Below are 16,897 nucleotides of genomic sequence, written 5' to 3'. Positions count from 1 at the left end.
ATGTGGGCGAGCGACCCCAGGAGGAGCAGTGAGCAGAACCGTGCATGCCGACAATGGCCCCCGCCGTGTGCTCGTCGGCGTGGGAGTTGGACCGGGAGACCCGGAACTCGTCACCCTGCAGGCAGCGCGGCTGCTGGCCGAGGCCGACGTCGTGCTGGTGCCCGCCACCGAAGCCTCCGGGGACGGCCCCGGACGCGCCGAACAGATCGTGACCGCCGTCGCACCAGAGGCGCGCATCGAGCGGATCCCCTTCTCCATGGGAGACCGCAAGGGTGTCACCGAGAAGCGGCGCGAGTCCTGGCAGGCCTCCGCCGATGCCGCCATCACCCACTTCGAGGCCGGCGCGGGCGTGGTGGCCATGGCGACGGTCGGCGACCCCAGCGTCTTCTCCACCTTCAGCTACCTGACCGGCACCGTCAGGGAGCGTCTCTCCGACGTCGAGGTGCGGTTGGCGCCCGGCATCACCGCCATGCAGGCGCTCGCGGCGAACTCCGGCACTCCGCTGTGTGAGGGCACCGAGGTGCTCGCCCTGGTCCCCGCCACCCGTGACTTGACAGGTCTGGGCGAGGTCCTCGAAGTCGCCGACTCGGTCTGCATCTACAAGGGCGGGCGACAGTTGCCGGCCCTGCGCGCCATCCTCGACGAGCACGGACGAAGCGCCGTCGTCGGGACCAATGTCTCGCTGCCGGAGCAGACCCTGGCAGACCTCGCGGACCTCGACGCCGAGGCCACCGCCCCCTACTTCTCCGCCGTGCTCACCACGCCGGAGCGAACCAGCACCGGAGGTGCCCTGTGACCGCCAATGCCCCCTCGACAAGCTCGGGGAACGTGCAGGAAGCCCCCGGACGCGTCGTCTTCGTCGGTGCCGGCCCCGGTGCCGCAGACCTGATCACCGTGCGCGGCGCGCGCATCATCGCGCAGGCCGACGTGATCATCTGGGCCTCGTCCCTGGTACACCCCGGCATCGTCGCAGACCACAAGCCGGGCGCGGAGGTCATCGACTCCGCCAGCATCCCGCTGGAAGACCTGGAGCCGCACTACCGGCGTGCCCTGGACGGTCAGCTCATCGCCCGCGTGCACACCGGCGACCCGTCGATCTACGGCGCCACCGCCGAACAGCGCCAGTTGTGCGACCGGCTCGGCGTCGCATACGAGACGGTGCCCGGCGTGAGTGCCTTCTCCGCCGCGGCGGCCCGGATGGACGTCGAGATCACCATGCCAGAGGTCAGCCAGTCGCTGATCCTGACCCGGCTCGAGGGCGGTCGTACGCCGATGCCGCCGAAGGAGACGGTGCGCGGCTTCGCCCAGCACGGCGCCACCATGGCCCTCTACCTCTCCGCCGCCCGGAACAAGGTGCTCCAGGAGGAACTGCTGGCCGGCGGCTACCCGCCGCAGACGCCGTGCATCGTCGGCCACCAGGTCAGCTGGCCCGACGAGATGATGCTGCGCTGCACCCTCGGGGAGCTGCACGCCACCATGAAGGAGCACCACCTGTGGAAGCACACCGTGGTGCTGGTGGGCCCGGCGCTGGCGGAGGGCCCGATGGTCAAGCGCTCACACCTCTACCACCCGGGCTTCCGTCACGAGTACCGCCCCGCCGACCCCCAGGCGCAGGACGAGCTGCGCCGACGTGGGGCGCTGGCCGACCCCTCGACATGCTCGACGCACGAGGAGACCCGATGATCCGCGTCCATGGCTACCTGGGCCAATCCAGCCAGGCCCTGCGCGACGAGGCCGCCACTGCGAACCTGGTGGTGGGCGGCCGGCGCCACCTCGACGCTCTGGAGGTGCCCGAGGAGCGACGCATCGTGCTCGGCGCGCTCTCGACGGCGGTGCCGAAGATCGTCGAGGCCGGGGACGACGCCCGGATCGTCGTGATCGCCTCCGGAGACCCCGGCCTGTTCGGGATCGTGCGACGCCTGCGTGCCGCCGGACTGGACCTTGAGGTCGTGCCCGAACCCAGTTCGGTGGCCGCGGCCTTCGCCGCCGCGGGCCTGCCGTGGGACGACGCGGAGGTGGTCAGTGTCCACGGCCGCGACCTCGCGCCCGGTCTGGCCGTGTGCCGTGCCTGGGGCAAGGTGGCCGTGATGACCGGCCCGGACCAGGGCATCCGCGAACTCGCGGCCGGCCTGGCGGACCTGCGGCGCACCTACTGGTTGTGCGAACGCCTCGGCGAGACCGACCAGCGGGTCCGGCGCCTCACCGGGGCCGAGGCACTGGAACTCGACGACATCGCGCAGCCCAATGTGGTGCTGGTGCTCGACCCAGCGCTGACCGGCTCCGTCGGGTGGCGGCTGGGTGCACCGCGCCCCGAGGCACCCCTTCCGCAGGTCGACGACGAGGCGGCGCGGATCTTCTGCCGCCTCCTCCCCCGGCTCGGCGACACCCTGTGGGTGCGCGGCGGCACCGGCCGCCAGGTGGGCGAACTGGCCCGGCACAACGGGGCCGCCGTCGTCGACCTCGACGAGAACCCCACACCCCCCGGCACCCCCACCTGGACGATCGACGAAGGAGTCCTGTCATGAGGAACTGGAGCAGCGCCCGGATCGCCCAGGTCACCAATTCCCAGCCCGCCCGCGACCATGCCGCGGCCATCGACGCCGCGCTGGACATCAGCTCCACGCACCTCGACGGCCCCGCCGGTGAGATGCTCCCGCAGGCCTGGCGGGAGGCGGACCTGATCGTCTCCCACCTCGCCCTGGGCGCCACCACCCGGCTGATCGCCCCGCTGCTCGAGGACAAGCACACCGACCCCGGTGTCGTGGTCGTCGACGAGGCGGGCCGCTTCGCCGTGCCCCTGGTCGGCGGACACGTCGGCGGCGCCAACGAACTGGCCGCCGCCATCAGCGAGGCGCTGGGTGGCACCGCGGTGCTCACCACCGCCACCGACGCCACCGGCCTGCAGGCCCTCGACACCCTGGACTGGGCGCACGAGGGCGACGTCGCCGCCGTCACCCGCGCCATGCTCGACGGACGTCCGGTGCTGCTGGACCGCGGCCTCGGATGGCCCGTCGCCCAGCTGGCGCCCAGCGTCAGCGAGGATGCCGTCGGCCCGGTCGCGCGCATCGTGGTGACCGACGGGAACGAGCCGGAGGCGGGGAGCCTGCCCACCGTGACCCTGCACCCCAAGTCCCTGGTCGTCGGGATGGGCTGCAACAAGGGCACCAGCGTCGAGTCATTGCGTGCGCTCTTCGACGCCACCCTGGCCGATGCCGGGTTGCACCCCGCGAGCGTCGTCGCCATCACCACACACGAGGCCAAGGCCGGCGAGCTGGGCCTGTTGCAACTGGCACACCAGCTGGGCGTTCCGCTGGTGGACTACACCAGTGAGGAACTGAACCGCTTCGAGGCACCCAACCCGTCGCAGCACGCCCTGGACGCCGTCGGCGCTCCCTCGGTGAGCGAGGCGTCGGTGATGGCCCACGGCGCCAGCCTGGTGGTCGAGAAGCACAAGACCCCGGAGGCCACCTGCGCCATCGGCCGGCTTCCCGTGCGCGGGTTGTTGCAGGTCGTCGGCCTCGGCCCCGGTGCCCGGGACCTGCTCGCCCCGCGGGCCCGCAAGGCCATCCAGCAGGCCAACCTGGTGCTCGGCTACGGCCCCTATGTGAAGCAGATCCGTGACCTGGCCCGGGCCGGTGCCACCGTCCAGTCGTCGAAGATGGGCACCGAGGCGCAGCGCACCGCGCAGGCCATCGACGAGGCCCGAGCCGGCAAGCGTGTCGTGCTGGTCTGCGGCGGGGACCCGGCCATCTACGCGATGGCCTCCCCCGTGCTGGAGCAGGGCACCGGCGGGATCGACCTGGAGGTCATTCCCGGCGTCACCGCGGAACTGGCGGTCTCAGCCATCCTGGGCGCGCCGCTCGGGCACGACCACGCGACGATCTCGCTGAGCGACCTGCACACGGACTGGCGCGTGATCGAGCAGCGGCTGGAGGGGGCGGCCATCGGTGACTTCGTCGTCACCCTGTACAACCCGCGCTCCCGGACCCGACGGATGCACCTGCCCCGCGCGCTGGAGATCCTGGGTGCGCACCGCCCGCCCACCACACCAGTGGCCGTCGTGCAGCAGGCCACCCGCCAGCGGCAGAAGGTCATCACCTCCACGCTGGCGAACTTCCAACCGGACTGGGTGGACATGAACTCGCTGGTGGTCGTCGGGTCCTCCCGGACCCGCTTCGTGAGCACCGGCGACGGTGAGCAGCGCATCGTCACCCCGCGCGACTACCAATGGATGGGTGGCGAGGACACTCGGGAGCGCGATGCCCGGGGCTGGCTGGTCGCCCCCGCCACCGCACAGGATCCGGAAGCCTCCGCATGAGCACCTCACTGGTGATCGCCGCGCACGGCACCCGGGTCGGTGCCGGCGTCGGCCAGTGCCACGATCTGGTGGCGCAGGTCCGCGCCCAACTGCCCGGCACCCGGGTCGAGGCGGGTTTCGTGGAGCTGGTGGAGCCCTCCATCCACGAGGTCGTCGCCGAACTGTCCGACACCGGCCCCGTGGTGGTGGTGCCGCTGATGGTGGGCACCGGAGCCCATGTCCAGCACGACATCCCCGCCGAGATCCTCGCGGGACAGGGACGGCCCGGCCGCGTGGTGCAGACCGCGCACCTGGGCGCACACGGCCACCTGCTTGCGGTCCTCGACGACCGGATCGAGGAGGCCCTCGCCCACGGCGACGAGGCCTGGAGCCAGGCCGAGACATCCGTCGTGCTGGTGGGCCGCGGTTCGCTGATGGCGCAGGCCAATGCGGACCACTGTGCCCTGGCACGCCTGGTGCAGGAGCGCCGTGGCGCGCCGGACGTGGTGCCGGGATTCATCCAGGTGGTGCAGCCAGACCTTGCCAGTGCCCTTGACCGGGCACGGCAGCACGGGGCGACGCAGATCGTGGTGGCCCCCAACTTCCTGTTCACCGGCCGGCTGGAGAAGTGGCTGGCCGAACAGTCCGCAGCCTGGCAGTCCGCAAACCCCGAGGTGCAGGTCCGCGTGGCCGGGGTGATCGGGCCCTGCGAGGGGTTGGCACGCGTGGTGGCCGAACGCTTCCGGGAGGGCGAGGCCGAACTGCGGGCCAGCACCGAGGAGGCCGAGGGGTCGCCGGTCTACCTGGCCGGTCTGGACCTGTCGGGACGCCGGGTGCTGGTGGCCGGCGCCGGGCGGGTCGCCAGCCGTCGGATCGACAAGTTCCTGGATGCCGGTGCCGATGTCACCGTCGTCGCCCCCGTCGCGTCGCCACGGGTCACCGACCTCGCCGCGGACGGGCGCGTGCGCTGGGAGCAGCGCCCGGTGGCCGCAGAGGACGTGCACGGCGCCTGGTATGTGCTGGCGGCCTGTGACGATGCTGCTGCGAACGCCCTGGTCAGCGATGCCTGCGAGGAGCAGGGCGTGTTCTGTGTGCGCGCTGACGACGCCCGGGCAGGAACGGCCTGGACCCCGGCGACGGCCCGCCACGGGGCCTTCACGCTGGGCGTGGTGGGCCGGCGGGACCCGCGCGGTTCGATCGCGCTGCGCCACCGTGTGATGACCCTGTTGGACAGCGAGGCGCATGCCTCCGAGGAGGACTGACGTGCAGTACGACTACATCACCGACGGCTCGGCGATCTACGACGAGAGCTTCCGGATCATCCGGGCGGAGGCCAATCTGGTGCGGCTGCCCGACGACCTGGCCCCGGTCGCGGTGCGGATGATCCACGCCAGCGCCCAGACCGACATCGTCGATGACCTGGCCTGGAGCGACGGCGTGGTCTCCGCCGCCCGTGAGGCGCTGCTGGACGGCGCCCCGATCCTGTGCGACTCGACGATGGTGGCCACCGGCATCATCCGCTCCCGCCTGCCGAAGGACAACCAGGTGGTCTGCCTGCTGCAGCACCCGGAGGTGGCGGAGCTGGCGAAGGCCAAGGGCATCACCAAGACGATGACCGCCGTGGAGCTGTGGGCGCAGCAGGGGCTGCTGAACGGCGCTGTGGTGGCGATCGGCAATGCTCCCACCTCCCTGTTCCGGCTGCTGGAGGTCGTGCGGGACACCGGGATCCGCCCGGCTGCCGTGGTGGGCATTCCTGTCGGGTTCGTCGGGGCTGCGGAGTCGAAACAGGCCCTGGCGGACAATGACCTGGGGCTGGAATTCCTGACCCTGAAGGGGCGGCGGGGTGGTTCGGCCATCGCGGTGAGCGCGGTGAACGCGATCGCCTCCACCGACGAGCACACCAACCAGGCGATGCTGGACCGGATCCGCGGCTGAACGCTAGAAGAGCTTGATGGGGCTGATCAGGTCCGCGAGGATCAGTACCGCCCCGGCCACCGCGAGGAAGCCGCCTACGCCGTAGGCCACGGGCAGCATCCGGGCCGTGTCGACGTGGCCGGGGTCCGGGCGGCCCAGCAGTCGCGCTCCCCCACGCTTGAGACCCTCGTAGAGGGCTCCTGCGATGTGTCCGCCGTCGAGGGGCGGCAGGGGGATGCAGTTGAGCAGGCAGACGAACAGGTTCACCGAGGCCAGCATTCCGAACCAGGAGGCGATCTTGTCCCCGGTGGTCAGCTGGTGAGTGCCGGCGATCTCACCGGCGGCACGGCTGGCACCGATGATGGAGATCGGGCCGTTCGCGTCGCGCTGCTGGCCGGTGGCCAGATCGGTGGCCACATTCCAGACCTTCACCGGGAAGGTGGCCAACGCGGTCACCGAACGACGGGTCTGCAGCCACAGGTCCTGGGCGGTGACCACCAGGCCGCCGCGTTCGAGTTCGGCGCGGGGCGTGACGCCCAGGAAGCCGGCCTCGACGGTCTTCGACGGGTCCAGCCGGCCCCTCATGCCGGTGACGATGGTGTGGGTGCTGGGCAGCGTGATCTGCTGGCCGTCGCGCTCGACGACCAGTTGCGCCGGCCCGGCTCCATTGGCCCGGATCATGTCGCTGAGCTGGTCCCAGGACTGCGTCTGGACACCGTTGAAGGCAAGGATCCGGTCTCCCGGTTGGATGCCGGCGACGCGGGAGGGTGCCGCCGGGTCTCCCTCGCGGCAGGTGCGGTCACTGCGGGTGACGGGCACGACGCACTCGCTGACCTGGTCCGCCACCAGCTGGGTGCGGTACTGGCCGTGGATGCCATTGATGCCGCCCAGGATGACGAAGGCCAAGAGCAGGTTCATCAGGGGTCCACCGGCCATCACGATGACCTTCTGCCAGACGGGCTTCTGATGGAAGAGCCGCCCCTCGTCGGCCGGGGAGATGTCCTCGTACTCCACGTCACGCGCCTCATCGGCGAGCCGGGCCAGCAGCCCCGGGGTCGCGGTGGATCCGGCGCGCCGTGGAGGGTACATCCCCACCAGCCGGACATAGCCACCCAGAGGCAGCAGCTTGATGCCGTACTCGGTCTCCCCGCGGCGAGTGCGCCACAGGTTCTTGCCGAAACCGACGAAGTACTGGGTGACCTTGACGCCGAAGAGCTTGGCGGGCAGCAGGTGCCCGATCTCGTGCAGCGCGATGGAGGCCATGATCAGCGCGAAGAAGCCGATCGCGGCCAGCACGGTCACCAGCAGGCTCATGCCCCAACTACCTCCGCGGCACGTTGACGGGCCCATGCGTCCGCGGCCAGCACACCCTCGACGCTCATCTCCTCATCGGTGAGGTGTCCGCCGGGCTCGCCGGTGAGCTTCATGTGGTCCTCCACGACGACGGCGATGGTGTCGACGATGTCCACGAAACCGATCCGTCCGTCGCAGAAGGCGTCGACCAGCACCTCGTTGGCGGCGTTGTAGACCGCCGGCGCGGAGCCGCCGAGCTTGCCGCAGTGCCGGGCCAGCTCGACGGCCGGGAAGGCGTCGTTGTCGACGGGTTCGAAGTGCCAGTCCACGGGGCTCGACCAGTCATTGGGCCTGGAGGCGTCCGCGATGCGGTGTGGCCAGTCCAGGCCGAGGGCGATGGGCAGCTTCATGTCCGGCGGGCTGGCCTGGGCGATGGTGGCACCATCGTGGAATTCCACCATGGAGTGCACGATCGAGCCCGGGTGGACGACGACGGTGATGTCGTCCAGGCCCACGCCGTAGAGCAGGCCGGCCTCCAGCAGTTCGAGGCCCTTGTTGACCAGCGTGGCGGAGTTGATGGTGATGACCCGTCCCATGTCCCAGCTGGGGTGGGCGCTGGCCTGGGCTGGTGTCACGTCGGTGAGTTCCTCTCGGCTGCGGCCACGGAAGGGGCCGCCGGAACAGGTGAGGATGAGTCGACGGACCTCGTCGGCGGTGCCGGCGCGCAGGCACTGGGCGAAGGCCGAGTGCTCGGAGTCGACGGCTACCATCTGGCCGGGGGCGGCGGCCTCGGTGACCAGCCGTCCGCCGATCACCAGGGACTCCTTGTTGGCCAACGCCAGGGTCGTCCCGGCGGACAGCGTCGCCAGCGTCGGCTGCAGGCCCGCGGCGCCGGTGATGCCGTTGAGCACGACGTCGCATTCCATGCCGGCCAGCTCGGTGGCGGCATTGGGACCCAGCAGGATCTTGGGCAGGGTGAGCTCACCCTCACTCCAGCCACGCTTCTTGGCCTCGGCGTAGAGCGCCAACTGCAGGTCCTGACCCGCCGTGGCCTTCGCCAACGCGACCACCCGCGGCTGGAAGTCCAGGATCTGGGCGGCGAACTGGGCCACGTCGGAGCCCCCCGCGGCCAGCCCCACCACCCGGAATCGCTCCCGACGCGTCGAGATGACCTCCAGGGCCTGGGTACCGATCGATCCCGTGCTGCCCAGGATCACCACATTGCGAGTCTCATGTTCTGCCACGTCATTCATCCTGACACAGCCCGCTGACACTTTCCGGGGTGGCCAGCTGCTCGCTGACCCACCACCCGGGTGTGCCATGGCCAGGACCCCCTCGTGTAACGTGAGGGATGGATTTAAGTTTTGTGACGAAAGTATTTGGACTATGTCGTCCCGTCACCATCCCTCCGAAGGAGAAGGCATGTCATCCATCACACGCCGGGGTCTGGTCCTCGGCTCGCTGGGCGCCGCGGGAGGCCTTGCGCTCGGCGGCTGCTCGTCTGGTTCCGGCGGACCGATGCAACTCGAACTCTTCCAGTTCAAGTCCGAAGCCATCAAGCTCTTCGACAAGATCTGCGAACAGTTCAACGCGGCCAATCCCGGCACCCAGGTGAACCAGAACTTCCAGGCCGACAACATCACGGCCCTGCGCGTCCGCCTGGTCAAGGACAACTTCCCTGACCTGATCACCATCAACGGTGACTACGGCTACGGCTCGCTGGCGAAGACCAATGTCTTCTACGACTTCTCCAAGACCTCCCTGATGGAGGCCGTCCAGCCCGGCATCGGGGAGATCCTTCCCACCTTGGGCACCGGCGGCGAGGGCCAGGTCAACGGCCTGCCCTTCGCCAACAACGGCTCCGGCGTGATCTACAACGTCGACGTCTTCGACAAGGCCGGCGTGAAGCCGCCCACCACCTGGGCCGAGTTCGTCGAGCTGTGTGACGAGCTCACCGCCAAGAAGATCGACCCCTTCGTCTGGGGCTTCAAGGACAACTGGACCGGCGCCCCCATGTTCAGCTCCATCAGCGCAGGCCACCTGACCGACGGTGTCGCCGCCTGGTACGCGGCCCGAGCCAAGGGCGAGCACAGCTTCACCGACCTCCTGCCCGTCATGGAGAAGATGAAGAAGCTCGCCGGCTACGGCAACAAGAACAGGTACGCACTGGGCTACAACGACGCCAACCAGGCCTTCGCCAAGGGCGAGGCGGCCATGTACCTGCACGGCACCTACGCCATCCCCGCGATCCGCTCCTACAACAAGGAGATCAACCTGGGCACCTTCGCGACCCCGGCCGAGGATGCCAAGGACACCAAGGTGGTCTCCGGCGTCGATGTCGCCCTCACCATGGGCGTCGAGCCCCGTCACGAGGCGGAGCAGCTCGCCTTCATCGAGCACCTGATGAAGCCCGCGAACCTCAAGGCCTACTGCGACGAGCAGGTCGCCTTCCCCACGCTCAAGGGGATGAAGGCCACCGACCCGGCACTGCAGGGTCTGGTCCCCTACTTCGACAGGAACCAGGTGAGCACCTACTCGGACCACAACTTCCCACAGGCGGTCACGCTGAACGCCTATATGCAGCAGTTCCTGATCGACGGCGACGCCAAGAAGTTCGCCTCCACCCTCGACGAGCAGTGGGACAAGGTCGTCTCCCGCCTGCAGCGCACCCAGTAAGGAGACGTCGATGTCCACCATCGCACCCGACACCCCGGACATGACCGCCGAGCGCGGCCGTCGCCGGATCGAACCCGCCTATCTGGCGATGCTGATCCCCGCCTTCCTGCTCTTCACCGGCCTGCTCATGGTGCCCTTCCTGACCGGCCTGTTCTACACCTTCACCAATTTCAAGGGCTACGGCGACTGGCACATGATCGGGCTGAGCAACTACATCAGCCTGTTCAGGGACAACATCATCTGGGAGTCCTACCTGTTCACCTTCAAGTACGCCATCGCCGCGACGATCCTGATCAACATCATCGCCCTGGCGTTGGCTCTGCTGCTCAACGAGAAGATCAAGGGGCAGACCTTCTGGCGTGGCCTGTTCTTCCTGCCGAACATCCTGCCCGTGCTGATCGTCAGCTACATCTTCGGCTACTTGTTCACCAACAACCTGCCGTTGATCGGCGAGAAGCTCGGCATCGAGGTGCTGTCCACCTCCCTGCTGGCCAACGAGAAGTACGCCTGGGTGGCGATCGTCTTCGTCGGCGTCTGGCAGGCCGTCGCCTACAACACGATCATCTACCTGTCCGGCCTGCAGACCATCGACAGCTCCGTCTACGAGGCCTCCTCCATCGACGGTGCCAGCGGCTGGAAGAACCTCCTGCACATCACGCTGCCACTGATCATCCCCTTCATGGGCATCAACATGGTGCTCAGCTTCAAGGGCTCGCTCGGTGTCTTCGACCAGGTCGTCGCCCTGACCGGCGGCGGACCGGGCACCAGCACCCAGTCCATCTCCTACCTCATCTTCAAGAACGGCTTCCAGGGCGGCGAGTACGCCTACCAGACGGCCAACGGCATCATCTACTTCCTGATCGTCGTCTTCCTGTCACTCGCCCAGCTGCGCTTCTTCCAGTCCCAGGAAAGGCTCTGACATGTCCGAACAAGCCATCTCCCAGGTCTCCCAGACAGACGTCGCAAGCCTGGAGCCGCAGGCGCAGCCGCCCATTCGTCGACGACGCAGCAAGTCCGGCCAGGGCACCAACTGGATCGCGACCATCATCCTGGCCCTGCTGGCGCTGACCATCCTCGTGCCCCTGTGGTTCGCGCTGGTCACCGCCTTCAAGACCCCCACCGAACTGGCGGAGTCGGGCTTCGGACTGCCCGGCAGGTGGAGCCTGGACAATTTCAAGCAGGCCTGGGAACTGACCGAATTCCCCAAGCGCTTCTGGACCTCCCTGGTCATCACCATCGGCGCGGTGACCCTGACCCTGCTGACCAACTCGATGGTGGCCTATGCCATTGCCCGCAACCTGGACCGCAAATGGGTCAAGGCCCTGTACTACTACTTCGTGATCGCGCTGTTCGTGCCCTTCCCCATCATCATGCTGCCGGTGGTGCGGGAGACGGCGCTGCTGCACCTGGACAACGAGGTGGGCCTGATCCTGCTGTACGCGGTCTATGGGCTGGCCTTCAACATCCTGCTCTACACCAGCTACATCAAGTCCGTGCCGATGGAGCTCGAGGAGTCAGCCTCCCTGGAGGGCGCCTCGCGCTGGGGGATCTTCTGGAAGATCATCTTCCCGCTGCTCACCCCGATGAACGCGACGGTGGGCATCCTCACCTGCCTGTGGGCGTGGAATGACTTCCTGCTGCCCCTGGTGATCCTGACGGATCCTGACAAGCAGACATTGCCGCTGGCGCAGTACGTCTTCCAGGGCCAGTTCAACACCAACTACACCGTGGCCTTCGCCTCCTACCTGATGGCGATCGCCCCGATGGTGCTGGTCTACATGATCGCCCAGCGCTGGGTGATCTCCGGGATCATGCGCGGTTCGCAGAAGTAGCCAACCGACGCAACTCCTCCCCCACCTGTTCCGGGCCGGCCATCATCACGTTGTGGCCGGCCCGGGGCACGACCACCCGTCGGCAACTGGGAAGCTCCTCGGCGATGGCATCCGATGCCTCGGGCGGGACGATCAGGTCCCAGCTGCCGCTGAGCACCAGGCTCGGGAGCCCGCGATAGGCCGCCAGGGCCCGTGTCCGACGGTGGCTGGACAGCGCCGGCAGGAAGGCTGTCATCGTCGCGAAGCCCGCGTCGGCACCCATCTGACCGGTCAGCCGCAGGTCCTCCCAGCTGGTCCCCAGACCGCAGCAACTGGCCCACATCACCGGTGCCTCCAGCGGCAGGCCGATCCGGCGCAGCCGCAGCATCGTCTCCTGATGCCGGGCGAAGGCTCCGAAGACGGGCAAGGCGAGCGTCTGCACCAGGTGCGCGGCGCGACGAACACCCAGGAAACCAAGGCCCTCCCCCGTCGCGGAGGTTGCGACGAAGCCGACGCCCGCCACACGCTCCCGCACCAGGTCCGGGTGCCGCTCTGCCAGGGCCATCAGCGCCATCCCGCCCATCGAGTGCCCCACCAGCACCACCGGCCCCGGGCAGTGGGCCTTCACCAGCTCGGCGAGGTCGTCGGCAATCCGGTCGATGGTGCAACTGGCCGCGTCATCGGGCCGCTGGGAGCGTCCATGCCCCCGCAGGTCCCAGACCAGTACGCGCAGTCCCTGAGCCACGAGGAAGTCCAATTGGGCGTGCCAGCAACCGCTGGCCTGCGCATAGCCGTGGGTGAGGACCACCGTCGATGGCGCCACCTCCGGCCCCTCGGTCCGACACCACAGCCGGATCCCGCCGTCGGTCCTGTGCCAGAACTCACCCATGTCTCAGGCCCCCAGCAGGGCCAGTGGCACCACGGCAACGCCATCGCTTCGTCGGTACGCATGGGCTCCAGTGGTCACGACCACCAGGTCCACCACCTGCTCCGGCATCCGGTCACGGAGCCACAGCAGGTGCCGGACATCGGAGTCCTCCACCGACGCCGCGAGCTTCACCTCGATGGCGAGCACTCTTCCGTCATCTGCCTCAACGATGAGGTCGACTGCGTGCTCACCCGCCTTGGTGCGCAGGTGGCTGACAGTCGCCTCGGCGGCCTGGGCCATCACCCGAACGCCCAAGGTCACCAAGGACTCGAACAGGGGGCCCAACATCGCCGCGCCGCGCGGGGCCATCAGGCTTGTCTCCCCCAAGCCGAGCAGGCGCGCCGCCAGTGCGGGGTCGGCCAACTGGTGCTTGGGCGATTGCCGCAGCTGGCTCATGGCGCTCTGACTGGGCAACCACCCGGGCACCGGCTCCAGCAGGAAGAGCTGCGAGAGGTGCTCCCGGTAGGCCATGGTTGTCATCTTGGACGGCTGGTCTCCGTCTCCGGCCGTCGTCGAGTCCAGCAACCTCGAGTAGGCAGTGGTGGTTGACGACGCTGCTGCGTAGGCCCGCAACCAACGACGCAGTGTCTCTGGTCGGCGCACATCGCGCCCAAGTTCTGGGAGGTCCCGGTCAATCACACGAGCCAGGTAGGCGTCGAGGAATGCTCGGCGCAGGCGCGGAGCGAGCTCCAGCGCTCCCGGGAAGCCACTGCCGATGATGGCCGATGCATAGTCAGTCAGGGCCAACTCCGTCTGGCCACCCAACGACCCAGCGGTTCCCTCCAGCAGACGGGCGAGCGAGACGGTCGGCTCCATGACGCCACGCTCGTGCAGGGCCATCGGGCGCATTCTCAGCGAGAGGATCCTCGCGGCACCACTGTGTGTCCCTCGAGCCGACACCGGAGTCGCGGAACCGGTGAGCAGGAATCTCCCCGGCGCAGCTCCTCCGTCCACACTGCGCCGCACGGAATCCCAGACCTGTGGCAAGCGCTGCCATTCGTCAAGGAGAACTGTTCCTTGGGGAGCAATTCCCGTCAGGCCGAAGTCCGCCTCGAGCCGTTGGCTTTGCGCGGGATCGTCCAGGGTCCACACCTGCGAGGCCCGGCGCTCTGCCGTGCCGGTCTTCCCGACGCCCTTGGGACCATCCAGCGCGATTGCCGGCGCCCCGGGCATCAGCTCGTCAAGCTCCAGGTCAATGGTTCGAGGCAGGTAAAACATGACTCCACGATACCTTTTGTCTGCATCCTACGATACCTTTTGTCCGTTCTCTGCGATACCTTTTGTCCGACCCTGGGGCTCTGGCCGTCACTGGCTAGGCTTGCCGCATGACGCCCGTGGAGCACGAGATCGACACGCTGGAGGCCTTCGACGCGCATCTAGCGCGAGGCCTGCACCTGGACCGGTGCGTGGTGCAGTCGGTGGACCTCACAGAGCGCGCCGAGCTGCTCAAGCGCACCTCGGTGGACGGCGCCATCTTCCTGGGCTGCATCCTGCGCCCCGGGCTCGACGAGTCCCTGCGCAGCCGCGGCGCTCTGGTCTTCCCGCGGCTGCCGGAGCTGCCCTTCAATCCCTACCGTCCCCGGCTGTACGAGGCACCCGACCTGTTCGATGCCGTGATCACCGGTCAGGACTACACCGCAAGCCACGACGCACTGATCTACGCCTGGCATCGCGCGCAGGGCAACCAGCCCAGCCTCGGCGCCACCCTGGCGATGAGCCTGCACGACCACTCGATGAGCGAGTCCCTCGACGACTGGTCCCGCACCCGGCCCGACGCGATGACGATCGGCATCATGGGGGGCCATGCCGCGGCCCGTGGCACCGGCACCTTCCGCGAGGCCGCGACCTTGGCCGGGGAGCTGACCCGAGGCGGCCGACTGGTGATGACCGGCGGTGGCCCGGGCGCCATGGAGGCAGCCAACCTGGGCGCCTATCTGGCGGGGCAGCCGGAGGCGCTCGACGACGCCATCGCGGTCCTGGCGGCCGCGGCCGACTTCCGCTCAGACCTCACCGCCTGGGCACGGGCCATGCTGGAGGTCCGCAGACGTTGGGAGCCGTCAGGAGAGTCGGCCGGGATTCCCACCTGGTTCTATGGCCACGAGCCGCCCAATGGCTTCGCGACCGTGATCGCCAAGTACTTCTCCAATGCGATCCGCGAGGACACCCTGTTGCAGCGGTGCCGGGGCGGGATCGTCTACCTGCAGGGTGCCGCCGGCACGGTGCAGGAGATCTTCCAGGCCGCCACCGGCAACTACTACTCCCCGGAGGGCGCCCCGACCACGCCGATGGTGCTGGTCGGCAAGGACTACTGGACCGGCCGGCTGCCCGCCTGGCCCCTCCTGGAGGCGCTGGGACGGGACCGGGCGATGGGCACCCGCCTGCACCTGGTGGACCACGTCGCCGAGGCGGCGGGGGTGCTGCTGGCCTGAGGCCCTCGACGTGTTCGGGGGCGGGGTCAGCCGTGCAGCAAGCGGTACAGGGTCAGCGCCAGACCCGTACGGTCGCGTTGCTCCAGCTTGCGCAGCAGGGCGGAGACGTGGTTCTCACGGTCCCCTCGGACAGGTGCATCGCGTGGGCGATCTCCCCATTGGTCATCTCTCGGCCACCAGCTCGGCCACCAGCCGCTCGGTGCCGGTGAGTACGGCCAGCGGATCGTCGCGCTGGGCGCCTCGGCCCAGGGCCAGCCGGGCCACCCGTGGGTCGATCACGAGCCCGCCCGAGGCGACCTCGCCGATGGCCTCCGCCAGGCGTGTGGTGGAGACGTCCTTGAGCAGGAAGCCCGCGGCGCCGGCGGCCATGGCCCCGGTGATGATGTCCTCGTCGTCGAAGGTGGTCAGCACGACGGCGGGCAGCCCCGGGTGCAGCACCGCGAGCTGGCGGACCAGTTCCACTCCGTCCATCCCGGGCATCCTGGCGTCGGTGAGCACCACGTCCACCTCGGTACCCCGCAGCACCGCCAGCGCCTCGTGGCCGTCGGCGGCCTCCGCGGCCACCTCCAGACCGTCCTCGGTCTCCAGCAACAGGCGCAGCCCACGTCGCAGCAGCTGCTGGTCGTCGACGAGCAGGATCCTGGCCACTTCTCCTCCTGGGTGGGAATGATTCCGGTGATCTCGACGCCACGTTCGCCGTTGCGGGCCTCGAAGCTGCCGCCCAACTCCCGGGCACGCTCGGCCAGGGAACGCAGCCCGAAGCCTGGCACCAGGCCAGCCGCCGCTCCCCCGTCGTCGGCCAGGACCAGCCCGGGCGGAGCGGGAGCGCTCGTCCGCCAGCATCAGTTCCTGTTCGGTGACGGCCGCGCGGCGCACCTCCTCCAGCAGCTCGACATTGCGGTGACGTTGCGCCCCCAGTTCACGCAGCGCCTGCCCCAACAACACTCACAGCAGCAGGATGATCGCCGCACCCACCAGGTCGACCACCACCATCGCGGCGCTGCGGCCCGCCGCTGGCCTCGGCGGCGCCAGACCAACCAGCCGAGGACGAAGGTGACCACGGTGAGGCCGCCCAGTGCACGGGCCCGGATTCCCGGCGCCGGAAAGGCAGACCTGGGTCAACAGCATCAGGGCCAGCAGACCAATCATCAGGTCGAGCAGGCGCAGGACGCGGGCGGGAAGCATGCCCCCAAGCCTAGGACTGGGCACCGCGCAGCACCCATGACCGGGGTCATGGTTGTGCTCCGGAAAGTCGCGACCCCGGGCACCTGATCCCGCACCCTGCTGGCGATTGGCTGGAGCCCCCGCCGAACGCTCGGCCGCGGGCGCTGCGGATGCGTTCCCTGTGGTGCGCCATCGAGGTGCACGCCGGAATGCACCTGACCAACCTGGCCCTGATGTTCACCCCCCTGCTGTACGACGGTCCGGTGGTCTGGGCCCTGCAGGCGGGCCTCTGCACGACGCTGGGACTGGTGGCGCTGCTCGGGTGGAAGGGCACCCGGGTGGAGTACGACCGCTGAGAAGGACGACGGGCGGTGCACCCGGCTGG

At 69.0% G+C, this 16,897-nt stretch carries 16 protein-coding genes and 1 pseudogene; 11 read left to right on the top strand and 6 right to left on the bottom strand.

Annotated features, from left to right (window positions below; translation table 11 throughout):
- Positions 1-28: 28 nt before the first annotated feature.
- The 6 genes and pseudogenes from cobI to EDD41_RS14830 all read left to right on the top strand — a co-directional run bounded on the left by cobI (position 29) and on the right by EDD41_RS14830 (position 6,232).
- Entirely contained in the window at positions 29-796 is a 768-nt protein-coding gene (cobI, locus tag EDD41_RS14855) for a precorrin-2 C(20)-methyltransferase (RefSeq protein ID WP_245995669.1), read from the top strand.
- Positions 793-1,683 carry a precorrin-4 C(11)-methyltransferase gene (gene cobM / locus EDD41_RS14850; protein WP_123576436.1) on the top strand — a complete coding sequence of 297 codons (891 nt, stop codon included), beginning with the start codon at positions 793-795 and terminating at the stop codon, positions 1,681-1,683. Before cobI ends, cobM begins: the two co-directional genes overlap by 4 nt.
- The gene (cbiE, locus tag EDD41_RS14845) at positions 1,656-2,525 is read left to right on the top strand and encodes a precorrin-6y C5,15-methyltransferase (decarboxylating) subunit CbiE (protein ID WP_123576435.1); all 870 of its coding nucleotides are present in this window, start codon (positions 1,656-1,658) and stop codon (positions 2,523-2,525) included. Before cobM ends, cbiE begins: the two co-directional genes overlap by 28 nt.
- A pseudogene (gene cobJ, locus EDD41_RS14840) lies at positions 2,479-4,318 on the top strand (precorrin-3B C(17)-methyltransferase); the annotation flags it as partial. The gene cbiE and the pseudogene cobJ, both read left to right, overlap by 47 nt.
- Entirely contained in the window at positions 4,315-5,559 is a 1,245-nt protein-coding gene (locus EDD41_RS14835; RefSeq protein ID WP_094765444.1) for a CbiX/SirB N-terminal domain-containing protein, read from the top strand. The pseudogene cobJ and the gene EDD41_RS14835, both read left to right, overlap by 4 nt.
- Entirely contained in the window at positions 5,540-6,232 is a 693-nt protein-coding gene (locus EDD41_RS14830; protein WP_211336672.1) for a precorrin-8X methylmutase, read from the top strand. Before EDD41_RS14835 ends, EDD41_RS14830 begins: the two co-directional genes overlap by 20 nt.
- A 3-nt stretch (positions 6,233-6,235) precedes the next feature.
- Here EDD41_RS14830 and EDD41_RS14825 read toward each other — a convergent pair whose 3' ends face one another.
- Complete coding sequence (locus tag EDD41_RS14825) at positions 6,236-7,525, bottom strand: M50 family metallopeptidase (RefSeq protein WP_094765442.1); 1,290 nt, start codon at positions 7,523-7,525, stop codon at positions 6,236-6,238.
- Positions 7,522-8,757 carry a 1-deoxy-D-xylulose-5-phosphate reductoisomerase gene (gene dxr / locus EDD41_RS14820; protein ID WP_123576432.1) on the bottom strand — a complete coding sequence of 412 codons (1,236 nt, stop codon included), beginning with the start codon at positions 8,755-8,757 and terminating at the stop codon, positions 7,522-7,524. The genes EDD41_RS14825 and dxr overlap by 4 nt, the downstream gene beginning before the upstream one ends.
- A gap of 169 nt (positions 8,758-8,926) precedes the next feature.
- Between dxr and EDD41_RS14815 the strand changes: the two genes are divergently transcribed.
- From EDD41_RS14815 to EDD41_RS14805, 3 genes are read left to right on the top strand one after another with little or no spacing between them, the layout of a single operon-like run.
- The gene (locus EDD41_RS14815; RefSeq protein ID WP_123576431.1) at positions 8,927-10,180 is read left to right on the top strand and encodes an ABC transporter substrate-binding protein; all 1,254 of its coding nucleotides are present in this window, start codon (positions 8,927-8,929) and stop codon (positions 10,178-10,180) included.
- A gap of 10 nt (positions 10,181-10,190) precedes the next feature.
- Positions 10,191-11,099: a carbohydrate ABC transporter permease gene (locus EDD41_RS14810; protein WP_211336671.1), complete on the top strand. Its 909-nt coding sequence runs from the start codon at positions 10,191-10,193 to the stop codon at positions 11,097-11,099.
- A 1-nt stretch (position 11,100) separates the two neighbouring features.
- A complete protein-coding gene (locus EDD41_RS14805) occupies positions 11,101-12,012 on the top strand; it encodes a carbohydrate ABC transporter permease (protein WP_123576430.1) in 912 nt (303 codons plus the stop codon).
- On the opposite strand, the gene EDD41_RS14800 is transcribed toward EDD41_RS14805, so the two are convergent.
- Both EDD41_RS14800 and EDD41_RS14795 read right to left on the bottom strand, forming a co-directional pair.
- On the bottom strand, positions 11,990-12,880 hold the full coding sequence (locus EDD41_RS14800; protein ID WP_123576429.1) for an alpha/beta fold hydrolase: 891 nt from the start codon (positions 12,878-12,880) through the stop codon (positions 11,990-11,992). The two genes, EDD41_RS14805 and EDD41_RS14800, sit on opposite strands and share 23 nt — an antisense overlap.
- Positions 12,881-12,883: 3 nt before the next feature.
- The gene (locus tag EDD41_RS14795; RefSeq protein WP_123576428.1) at positions 12,884-14,137 is read right to left on the bottom strand and encodes an ATP-binding protein; all 1,254 of its coding nucleotides are present in this window, start codon (positions 14,135-14,137) and stop codon (positions 12,884-12,886) included.
- Between the two features lie 107 nt (positions 14,138-14,244).
- Here EDD41_RS14795 and EDD41_RS14790 point away from each other — a divergent pair, with 107 nt between their 5' ends.
- Positions 14,245-15,348: an LOG family protein gene (locus tag EDD41_RS14790; protein WP_094765439.1), complete on the top strand. Its 1,104-nt coding sequence runs from the start codon at positions 14,245-14,247 to the stop codon at positions 15,346-15,348.
- Positions 15,349-15,510: 162 nt separating this feature from the next.
- Here the strand turns inward: EDD41_RS14790 and EDD41_RS17640 are convergent, their stop codons facing one another.
- Together EDD41_RS17640 and EDD41_RS14780 are read right to left on the bottom strand one after the other, a co-directional pair.
- Positions 15,511-15,996, bottom strand: coding sequence for a response regulator (locus EDD41_RS17640; protein ID WP_245995668.1), 486 nt, complete (start codon positions 15,994-15,996; stop codon positions 15,511-15,513).
- A 297-nt stretch (positions 15,997-16,293) separates the two neighbouring features.
- Positions 16,294-16,533, bottom strand: a complete 240-nt coding sequence (locus EDD41_RS14780) for a hypothetical protein (protein WP_123576427.1) — start codon at positions 16,531-16,533, stop codon at positions 16,294-16,296.
- A 149-nt stretch (positions 16,534-16,682) separates the two neighbouring features.
- Here EDD41_RS14780 and EDD41_RS14775 point away from each other — a divergent pair, with 149 nt between their 5' ends.
- Positions 16,683-16,868 carry a hypothetical protein gene (locus tag EDD41_RS14775; RefSeq protein WP_094765437.1) on the top strand — a complete coding sequence of 62 codons (186 nt, stop codon included), beginning with the start codon at positions 16,683-16,685 and terminating at the stop codon, positions 16,866-16,868.
- The last annotated feature ends 29 nt before the right edge of the window (positions 16,869-16,897 follow it).

The sequence above is a fragment of the Luteococcus japonicus genome (assembly GCF_003752415.1).
Lineage (GTDB): Bacteria > Actinomycetota > Actinomycetes > Propionibacteriales > Propionibacteriaceae > Luteococcus > Luteococcus japonicus.
The sequence above is the reverse complement of the archived record's forward strand: the minus strand, read 5'-3'. Positions and strand labels throughout refer to the sequence as shown.

What these genes read in the sequence shown, in the direction of transcription:
- EDD41_RS14790 (WP_094765439.1), top strand. Translation starts at nt 14,245, where the DNA reads ATGACGCCCGTGGAGCACGAGATCGACACGCTGGAGGCCTTCGACGCG.
- EDD41_RS14780 (WP_123576427.1), bottom strand. Translation starts at nt 16,533, where the DNA reads ATGCTTCCCGCCCGCGTCCTGCGCCTGCTCGACCTGATGATTGGTCTG.
- EDD41_RS14805 (WP_123576430.1), top strand. Translation starts at nt 11,101, where the DNA reads ATGTCCGAACAAGCCATCTCCCAGGTCTCCCAGACAGACGTCGCAAGC.
- EDD41_RS14795 (WP_123576428.1), bottom strand. Translation starts at nt 14,137, where the DNA reads ATGTTTTACCTGCCTCGAACCATTGACCTGGAGCTTGACGAGCTGATG.
- EDD41_RS14775 (WP_094765437.1), top strand. Translation starts at nt 16,683, where the DNA reads ATGCGTTCCCTGTGGTGCGCCATCGAGGTGCACGCCGGAATGCACCTG.
- EDD41_RS14830 (WP_211336672.1), top strand. Translation starts at nt 5,540, where the DNA reads ATGCCTCCGAGGAGGACTGACGTGCAGTACGACTACATCACCGACGGC.
- dxr (WP_123576432.1), bottom strand. Translation starts at nt 8,757, where the DNA reads ATGAATGACGTGGCAGAACATGAGACTCGCAATGTGGTGATCCTGGGC.
- EDD41_RS14800 (WP_123576429.1), bottom strand. Translation starts at nt 12,880, where the DNA reads ATGGGTGAGTTCTGGCACAGGACCGACGGCGGGATCCGGCTGTGGTGT.
- EDD41_RS14810 (WP_211336671.1), top strand. Translation starts at nt 10,191, where the DNA reads ATGTCCACCATCGCACCCGACACCCCGGACATGACCGCCGAGCGCGGC.
- EDD41_RS14825 (WP_094765442.1), bottom strand. Translation starts at nt 7,525, where the DNA reads ATGAGCCTGCTGGTGACCGTGCTGGCCGCGATCGGCTTCTTCGCGCTG.
- EDD41_RS14815 (WP_123576431.1), top strand. Translation starts at nt 8,927, where the DNA reads ATGTCATCCATCACACGCCGGGGTCTGGTCCTCGGCTCGCTGGGCGCC.
- EDD41_RS14835 (WP_094765444.1), top strand. Translation starts at nt 4,315, where the DNA reads ATGAGCACCTCACTGGTGATCGCCGCGCACGGCACCCGGGTCGGTGCC.
- cbiE (WP_123576435.1), top strand. Translation starts at nt 1,656, where the DNA reads ATGCTCGACGCACGAGGAGACCCGATGATCCGCGTCCATGGCTACCTG.